4 protein-coding genes and 1 pseudogene are annotated in these 8845 nt (G+C 29.8%); all 5 read right to left on the reverse strand.

From position 1 onward, the window contains the following. Nucleotides 1–4148: pseudogene (locus tag K324_RS0108935) on the reverse strand (Eco57I restriction-modification methylase domain-containing protein); the annotation flags it as partial. A 224-nt stretch (nt 4149–4372) separates the two neighbouring features. After that, on the reverse strand, nt 4373–4843 hold the full coding sequence (locus tag K324_RS16410) for a TnpV protein (protein WP_345940151.1): 471 nt from the start codon (nt 4841–4843) through the stop codon (nt 4373–4375). A 765-nt stretch (nt 4844–5608) separates the two neighbouring features. Next, nucleotides 5609–7681, reverse strand: coding sequence for a type IA DNA topoisomerase (locus tag K324_RS0108940; protein ID WP_026748846.1), 2073 nt, complete (start codon nt 7679–7681; stop codon nt 5609–5611). A 17-nt stretch (nt 7682–7698) separates the two neighbouring features. Beyond that, nucleotides 7699–8124, reverse strand: a complete 426-nt coding sequence (locus tag K324_RS0108945; RefSeq protein WP_026748847.1) for a hypothetical protein — start codon at nt 8122–8124, stop codon at nt 7699–7701. Nucleotides 8125–8246: 122 nt separating this feature from the next. Further along, complete coding sequence (locus K324_RS0108950) at nt 8247–8792, reverse strand: C40 family peptidase (RefSeq protein WP_026748848.1); 546 nt, start codon at nt 8790–8792, stop codon at nt 8247–8249. Nucleotides 8793–8845 lie beyond the last annotated feature (53 nt).

Here is an 8845-nt window from a genome sequence, read left to right on the forward strand (position 1 = left end):
TGTCGCACCCACAAGTAGGCATCAAATGTATTTTCTGTTACATATCTATAAATTTCAACTTTTTTATTTTCGTTCCCTTGTCTGACTATTCTTCCAGCCCGCTGTTCCAAATCTGAGGGCCGCCATGGCACATCCAAGTCGTGAAGTGCAATTAATTTTGTCTGAACATTTGTACCTGCCCCCATTTTTTGTGTTGAACCTAGCAATATTCTTACATCTCCTGTTCTTACTTTTGCAAAAAGTTCATCCTTCTGCTTTTCGGAATTTGCATTATGAATAAATGCTATTTCCTCTTCAGGAATACCTTTGTTAATCAATTTTTCTTTTAAATCATCATAAATATTGAAACTCTCGTCATTTTTAGGAGTAGACATATCAGAAAATACAAGCTGTGCTGATTTGTTTTCAATACTTTCTTTCCATATATTGTAAATATTTTCCACACAGGCATTTACTTTGCTATTCTCATCATCTGGAAGCATTTCATTTACAAGTCTTTGATCAAGTGCAAGTTTTTTACCGTCATTTGTAATTTTTAACATATTATCCTCTGTTGGCTCAACATTTCTGTTTCTTACTTCTTCCGCCCTTTCTGAAAGGCTTTCTAATATTAATTTCTGTTCCTCTGTTGGTTTCGTCAATACTTTTTTATATTCCACTTCAGGTGTTGGTAAATTTAACATATCGGCAGTCTGTATATCTGCAAACTGTTTAACATTGTTCATAAGTTCAGGAAGATTATAGAATTTCGCAAACCTTGTTTTAGTTCTGTAGCCATTTCCTTCGGGAGATAACTCGATAGCTGTAACTGTTTCTCCAAATGTGCTTGCCCACGAATCAAAATTTTGATGCCCTTGTTTTTTAAGTTCGTCATACTGTAAATATCTTTGCATTGTATAAAGTTCAGACATAGTGTTGGAAACTGGAGTTCCTGTTGCAAATACAACTCCTTTTCCGCCTGTTATTTCATCCATATACCTGCATTTCATAAACATATCCGATGACTTTAATGCTTCAGTCTGTCCTATTCCTGCTACATTTCGCATTTTAGTGTATAAAAATAAGTTCTTAAATGAATGTGCCTCATCTACATATAGCTTGTCAACTCCCAGTTCTTCAAATGTAACAACATTATCCTTTTTAAAATCATCGTTTAATTTTTTTAGCCTTACTTCCAGTTTCTTTTTCGTTCCTTCAAGTTGTTTTACAGTAAAATTCTGATTATTTTCCTGCTTTAATTGCTGAATATTTTTTATAATCTCATCAATTTCACTTTGTATGTGTTTTTGCTGATAATCCTTGCTCATTGGTATTTTTTCAAACTGCGAATGTCCTATTATTACAGCGTCATATTCTCCAGTTGCAATTCTTCCAATAAATCTTTTTCTGTTTTTTGGTTCAAAATCCTTTTTAGTTGCAACTAAAATATTCGCTCCCTGATAAAGTTCCAGAAATTCTCTTCCCAGCTGTTCAGTCAAATGATTAGGAACTACAAACATTGACTTTGTTGCAAGTCCAAGCCTTTTAGATTCCATTGCGGAAGCAACCATTTCAAAGGTTTTTCCTGCTCCTACGACATGTGCAAGCAATGTATTTCCGCCATATAGCGTTCTTGCAACTGCATTTAATTGGTGCGGCCTTAATTTTATTTCAGGATTTATACCATTAAAGGTAAGATGGCTTCCATCATATTCTCTTAAACGGATTGAATTAAATTTTTCGTTATATATTTCAGTCAGCTCATTTCTTCTTTCCAAATCCCTAAAAATCCAATCCTTAAAAGCCTGCTTAATAATGTCCTGTTTTTGTCCTGCCAGCATTGTTTCCTTTTTATTTAAAATCGCTATTCTTTTACCTTCTGAGTCTGTTTCATAATCAAAAATTTTTGTATCTCTCAAGTTCAGTGCATCTTCTATAAGTTTATATGCGTTTGCTCTTTCAGTTCCAAAAGTCATAACAGCGAGCGAATTATCATTGTCCATATTCTTGTTTTCTATTCTCCATTCAGAAGTGTATTCAGAATAATGTACTTTAATGTATGAACTCTTATATGCCGGTGTCTTTAAGGTTTCCAGAATAAAATCCTTTACATATTTTTTAGGAACCCAAGTAGCTCCAATTCGGACATTTATTTCACTTGCTTCAAGTGGCTTAGGCATTACTTCCTGAAGCTTTTCTTTTTGAAAATTTAATATTTCAGTACTTATTCCGTTCTTTTCTTCATTAGGAAGAGAATTAAATTCATCAATATATTTTATTTTTTCCCTTATATTCCCACTTAAATATTCATCCTGCGTTACATACTGAAATTCTTGTTGAAAATCTTGATTTATATTAAGAAATATTTCCCCTTTTAAGCTTTTAATCAGCTCATCTTTTTTCATTCCAGTAAGATTTTCCATATATTCAAAATCTACTTTTGCCTTTTGGGATACCGAAAGAATTAATGCTTCCTGTGGAGTATCTACCTTATCTATAATTTTTGACTGCTTTATGGTTCTTTTTGAAAAAATATCACCTTTTTTCTTAAAGTTTCCATGTTCATCAAATATTTCTATTGAGGATAATAAGGAATAATTGGAATCTTCATTAAATAGTCGCAAGTTTGCTCTTGAATTTAAATATCCATATTTATTAACAAATCCATCATATATTCTATTTAGTTTTTCCTGTTCAATTTTTAATTCATCATCCGTTTCATTATCTTTTTGAATCTGAATAACTTTCCTTAATGAAGACGTCAGTTCTATATATTTTGCTATTTTATCCTTATCTCTGTCTGATAAATTTTGCAATATCATTTCATTATTTTCTTTAAAATAAATATCATTATCTTTTTTAACAAATGAAAAATTTCTTATTTTAGAATCTTCATCTGTAACTGTAATTACTGTTTCTTTTTCTTCAATTTGAGTTTTTTCATAACTTCCTTTTATATTTCTAGCTGCTCTTTGCAGTTCATCCTTCAAATTGACATTTTCTTTTGGTATGCAGGTTAATGTTTTTCCAAAACGTCCGCTAACTTCTTTCATTTTCCCTAAAATCATATCAGGATTATTTACAAAATATTCATTATATATAAATCCTTCAGAATCAGACTTAACCTTATACCAATCCTGTTCTTCTTTATTTATATTCTCCCTTTTCTTCAAAAATACAATATCTGATGTTACTTCTGTTCCTGCAATGCCTTTGAATGTATCATTCGAAAGTCTTATTGCTCCTAGCAGCTCTGCTCTTTCTCCAATGTATTTTCTTACACTGTCATCTTTTTTATCAAGTGTTCCAGATGAAGTTATAAAGGCTATTATTCCACCTTTTTTTACCTTATCCAATGATTTTGCAATAAAATAATCGTGTATCATAAAATTCTGTTTATCATATTCCCTGTCCATTACCTTAAAATCCCCAAATGGAACGTTCCCAATTACAACATCAAATGAATTGTTGGAAAACTCTGCCTTTTCAAATCCTTTCACTTGAATATTGCTTTCAGGATAAAGTTTTTTAGCAATGTTTCCACTAATGCTGTCCAGCTCTACGCCGTATATTTTTGACTTTTCAAGTTCATCAGGCAAATTACCTATAAAGTTTCCAACACCACAACTCGGCTCCAATATATTCCCGCCTTCAAATCCAAGTTGCTGTATTCCTTGATAAATGGAATCTATCACTATTTTAGGAGTATAAAAGGCTGTTAATGTGCTCGTTTTGGCATTACTGTATTCTTCCTGTGTCAAATTTTCCTTTAAAAAATTTCTTGCTTCTTCCCATTGTCCACCTTTATTTTCATCAAATACATCAGCCAGTCCGCCCCATCCAACATATTTGGAAAGTATTATTTTTTCATCATCTGTTGCTTCCCTCTCATTCAAATTCTTTAAAACTTTTATGGCTTCAATATTATTATTTAAACGTTCTGATGGTAGCAATTTTTCAGCTTGTATTTCTTCAGTAATTTTAAAGTTTTTAGAAATGTCATTTTCGATATTTCTTTCATTTATATAGGGATATATTATCTCATCATTCTCAATAACATTTTCTTTTTCCTTTTCAGGAATAAAATATTGGTTTTCGTTTATAAGTTCCTGTATTCTTTTTTCTATTTTATCCCAAGACAAAACTATCTTGACTTCATTATCACTAAAATGATTTTTATATAATTTCATATTTTGAGAAGTATAAAATGCATCATCAATAAAATCTCCACGTTCAGGTATTGAAAATCCACCTATTCCATATTCTTGTTTCAAATAGTTTATTCTATCTTCCTTTGAACTGTTATCTTGAAAAAAATTATAAATGGCTTCTGCTTTATTATACGACTTTAGTACATCGTCAATGTTTTTCTGTGTAATTATATCGTTATTTTTTACTTGTAAATTATCTGATTGTAAGTTATTTCTCTGAGAGAAGAGAGTAGGCTGTTCATAAGTCCTACCCATTCCATTTGATCTTTTTCTTTTAATTCTTCGGTTAATCCCATAGCTTTCATCATTTTGGGTTTTTCTATTTCCCAAAATTCCTCCACTTCCTTCTGAACTGAAAGCAGATGTTTCATAACTTCTCCCATCATTAGAAGATTTTTCAAAAATTCCGATTTTTCTTCTTCCAGATATTTCATTCTCGCTCGTCCCCAAGAGTTGAGCCTGCTCAAGTCTATTTCCTCTTCTTCCAGATTCGGAATCAACACTTGAAATTTCTTGTCCATCAATACCATTTTGTAAGTTCCTCCCGCCTGCTCGTAAGATGTTTCCTTCGCTATTGGGGTGTATATCCCGTTCTCTATCAGATATTCTTTCCCATTTATCATCTTTTTCAGCATATTCCAATTCCTCCTCATTTTTTTCGTTTTCTATATCATACCCAATTTTACTATTTTCTTCCAAAGTTTTCTCATCATTTATTTTCTGAATTTCCTTGCTTACTTTAATTAGAACTTTTTTTGCCACATTGGATATTTCTGATGATATTAGTTCCATAGTTCTAAAATCTGAGAATAAGGAATAAATTTCCTTTTCCTTTTCATTAAATATATTCTTTTTCTTAATTCCCATTCTTTGATCAAGTACAATCAGAACAGATTTTTTTATAAAACTTTCAAGAACTTCTGTATCTTTATAGTTAAAAGTGTCTAATTTACTATTTTCAAGCATTGTCTGATTTATAAGTTCCATTTGTGCTTCTTCAAAATCTGACTTTCCAGTCATCCTTTCAAAAACATCTTTATGAGTTCTATTATTAAATTCCCATAGTTTAGGTTTTTCATCGTTACCTTTATCTAAGGACACTGTCTGTGTAACATCAAAAATATATCTTACATTCTTTTTACCATTCTTTATATTATATACTGGTATCCCCTTCTGATTTCTTTCCACAACCCTGTTAAAATTTTCTTTCCAAAAGTCATATTCTGCACAGGCAACAGCTTCAGGACGAATAAAAAATATATTTAACTGTTCCATTGCAGAATATTTATAGTTGTTTCCCATAACGTGAAGATAGTTAATATATTCACTAAAATTTTCATTTACTTTTTTGTGTGCATCTTCCAATACATTTTGAATTTTATATCCCATTTCTTCCCCCTAATATAAAATTTTAATTATCATTTTTCTATTTTTATAAAATCCTTCCTTTGCAAGTTCAAATAATCCCCATTTATTTCAATTCCAAAATGTGCGTTATATTCCTTTCCACTTTTACTTTTTATCTTAAACACAACCTGTTCTCCATTTAATAATTTTTTCGCATTATCCTTACTTACCTTTATTTTTTGTCCAAAATAACTTGCTTCTTTCCAAAGATATGTCTTACATCCATTTTTATAATTGCCACAATAGTAGCTTTTACTGTTCTCATAAATATTACTGTTACATTTAGGACATTTTCCAATAACTTCCCTTTCCTTTTCAAATTTTTCAACTCTTATATCTTGATTTATTATATTTTGTAATTCACTTTTAGTTTTCTCAATAATATCGTTTATATTTTTTCTATTATTATAAATATCTTTCTGAAGCATAGAAAATTCAACAGTTTTTTCTGTATAAAGATTAATATGAAGTAAATCTAGCAGTTCAATTAACTTTATTCCCTTTTCAGTTATACTAAAATTTTGCTTTTCCTGAATAATATAGCCATATTTTTTAGCATTCTCAATTATTCCAGTTCTTGTTGCTTCTGTACCAATCTCTACACCTTTCATTATTTCCCTATACTCTTGTGTATCGCCCTCATCTTCCTGATGTTTTTCTTTTCTAAAAGGATTTTTTAAATAGTTGCTCAAATTTTCCTCAGTAACTTTTTTAGGAGGAACGGTTAATTTATCAACAACTTTAAAATCAACATCAATTTTCTGATTAATTTCAAAATATGGCAACTTATTATCTATCTTCTGATTTTCATATTTTAAAAATCCTTCCTGCTTTACTGATTTTCCTTTTAAATTAAATATTTCATTTCCCACAGCAATTTTTACTTCTGTTTGATTAATTATCGTTTTCTCCTTTAAAAAATTAGAAATAAATCTATTTCTTATTGTTTCAAAAATTATCTTTTCTTCCAAATCCAAACTATTCATATCAAGAATTTTTAAAGTCGGTATTATTGCACTGTGGCTCTCAATCTTGCTACTGTCAAATATTTTTTTATTGTCCTTAAATTCCAATTTATAACCATAATACAGGTTTATAAGCTCTTTTACTTTTTCTTTCTCCTCTTCAGCAAGATACTCTGTATTTGTTCTAGGATATGTAATATACCCTTTTTCATAGAGTTTCTGTATAATTTCAAGCGATTTTGCAAAACTCATTTTCTTTTCCTTTGATAATTTACTTTGTAATTTTGAAAGTGAAAAAAGTTTTGGAGGATTAAGAATAATTTCCTTTTCAGTTATATCCTTTACGATTCCTTTATATTTATTTAACTCATTTGAATATCTTTTGCCTTTTTCAAGTTCTAAAAGGTTATATTTTTTATCACAGACAAGTTTTAACAAAGCTCCATTACACATAGTTTCGTTTTCAATAGTGAAATATTTTTCAGGAACAAAATTTTTAATTGCTAAATCTTTATCGTAAATATATTTTATAACTGGAATGAGTACACGTCCGACTGGAAAAAGTGTATTTGCCTTTAATGAAATATATCTAGTAAGATTAATTCCCAAGAGCCAGTCCATATATGTCCTTGCAAGCCCTTCGTTATGCAAATTCCTATACTTAAAATTATCCTCAAGATTATTTATAGCTTTCCTTATAGTTTCTTCAGTTTGTTCAGGAAGCCATAACCTTTTTATCTTTTTATCGGTTTTTACAGCATTAATAATAATATCCACTATAATCTGCCCTTCCCTGTCTGAATCCCCTGCATTTACTATCTCGTCAATTTCCTTGCTATTAATAAGGTTTTTCAATATTTTATACTGCTTCTTTATCCCTAAATCATTTTTTAAATCAAATTCAAACTTTTCAGGGAAAAATGGCAGGTTAACTTCACTCCATCTCTTCTTCTCTCCAATATATCCATCAACGTCCCTTAATTCAAACAAATGTCCAAAAGCCCAAGAGACAATGTATTTTTCATTTTCCATATACCCTTCTTTATTAATTCCAACATTTAATGCACCTGCAATATTACGTGCAAGGCTCGGCTTTTCAGCTATTATTAATTTTTTCATTTTTTCCCCCACATCTTTTATCTCTCTAAATCTTTGTTATCAGTATTCCAAAAACTTTTAGAAAAACTTTGCCTCTGATTTTCGTTTCTGTTTTTTTCCTTTTCAGAAGTTTTTAAATACTCGTTATTTTCTATACCTTCATTTAACATTTCAATTTTCCAATCATCTCCATAATATGTAAATTTTATATTTTTAAATTCATTAGCTTCATCTATGCAATTGCTAAAATCATTTTCCAAAGTGTCAAAACTGAACTCATCGTATTTTAAATTTAAAGTATTAATTGTATCTCTCAATTCTTCTACAAATTCTTTGTTGTACACACTTCCAAATTTTTCCTCTATTTTAGATAAAATATGTTCTGATGAATAATATACATTTTCTTTGTCAAATTTTACACCATCAATTTCTCCTAAAAATTGTTGAATCACTTTACTTTCCATACTATCTCCTCCTACATATAGTAAAACTGCTTTAAAACCGAACTCAAAAGTTATGACTATTTTACTCAAACCCTAAGTTTATATAATTTTTAGCAATTCAATTTTAAATGGGTTCGAGTATATTATATAATCGACACTGCCCATCTAAATTTCTCTTGATAAAATCCAGCAAATTGAGATACAGTTACTCTTTTACTTTTTGAACTGGCGTGTATAAACTGTCTATTCCCAATATACATTCCCACGTGTGAAATTCTGCCTTTTTCCAAAGTTTCAAAAAACAGCAAGTCCCCCTTCTTGATATTGTTATGTAATTTTGGTTTAAATATTGACTGCTCTGCCGAAACACGTGGAATTGTAATTCCCAATGTTTTTTTAAACACATACTGCACAAAGCTGGAACAGTCAAAACTGTTATTTCCAGTTGCACCATATACATAAGGTTTTCCAATCTGAGTTTTTGCAAACTCTACAATTTTATATCTTATTTTTTCTTCTCTATCTCTACTATTTTTAATTGCATTATCTTTCTCATTATTTTCAATTATTTCTATTTTTTTACTGTTTTCAGTTATTAATTGTTTCTGAAAACTAATTTCCCCTTTAGAAAAAGATAGAAAAGAAATCATTGATATTCCCATTAAAATTTTTACAGCGTTATTAAACATTTTTCACTCCTTCAATTCTTGTTTCATAATTACTATTATTTTTTGCTGCTCAG

It is taken from the genome of Leptotrichia trevisanii DSM 22070 (assembly GCF_000482505.1).
In the GTDB taxonomy this organism is placed as follows: Bacteria; Fusobacteriota; Fusobacteriia; order Fusobacteriales; family Leptotrichiaceae; genus Leptotrichia; species Leptotrichia trevisanii.

Excerpts from the sequence above, each read along its gene's own strand:
- K324_RS16410 (WP_345940151.1), bottom strand. The coding sequence starts at position 4,843 with ATGAGGAGGAATTGGAATATGCTGAAAAAGATGATAAATGGGAAAGAA.
- K324_RS0108940 (WP_026748846.1), bottom strand. The coding sequence starts at position 7,681 with ATGAAAAAATTAATAATAGCTGAAAAGCCGAGCCTTGCACGTAATATT.
- K324_RS0108945 (WP_026748847.1), bottom strand. The coding sequence starts at position 8,124 with ATGGAAAGTAAAGTGATTCAACAATTTTTAGGAGAAATTGATGGTGTA.
- K324_RS0108950 (WP_026748848.1), bottom strand. The coding sequence starts at position 8,792 with ATGTTTAATAACGCTGTAAAAATTTTAATGGGAATATCAATGATTTCT.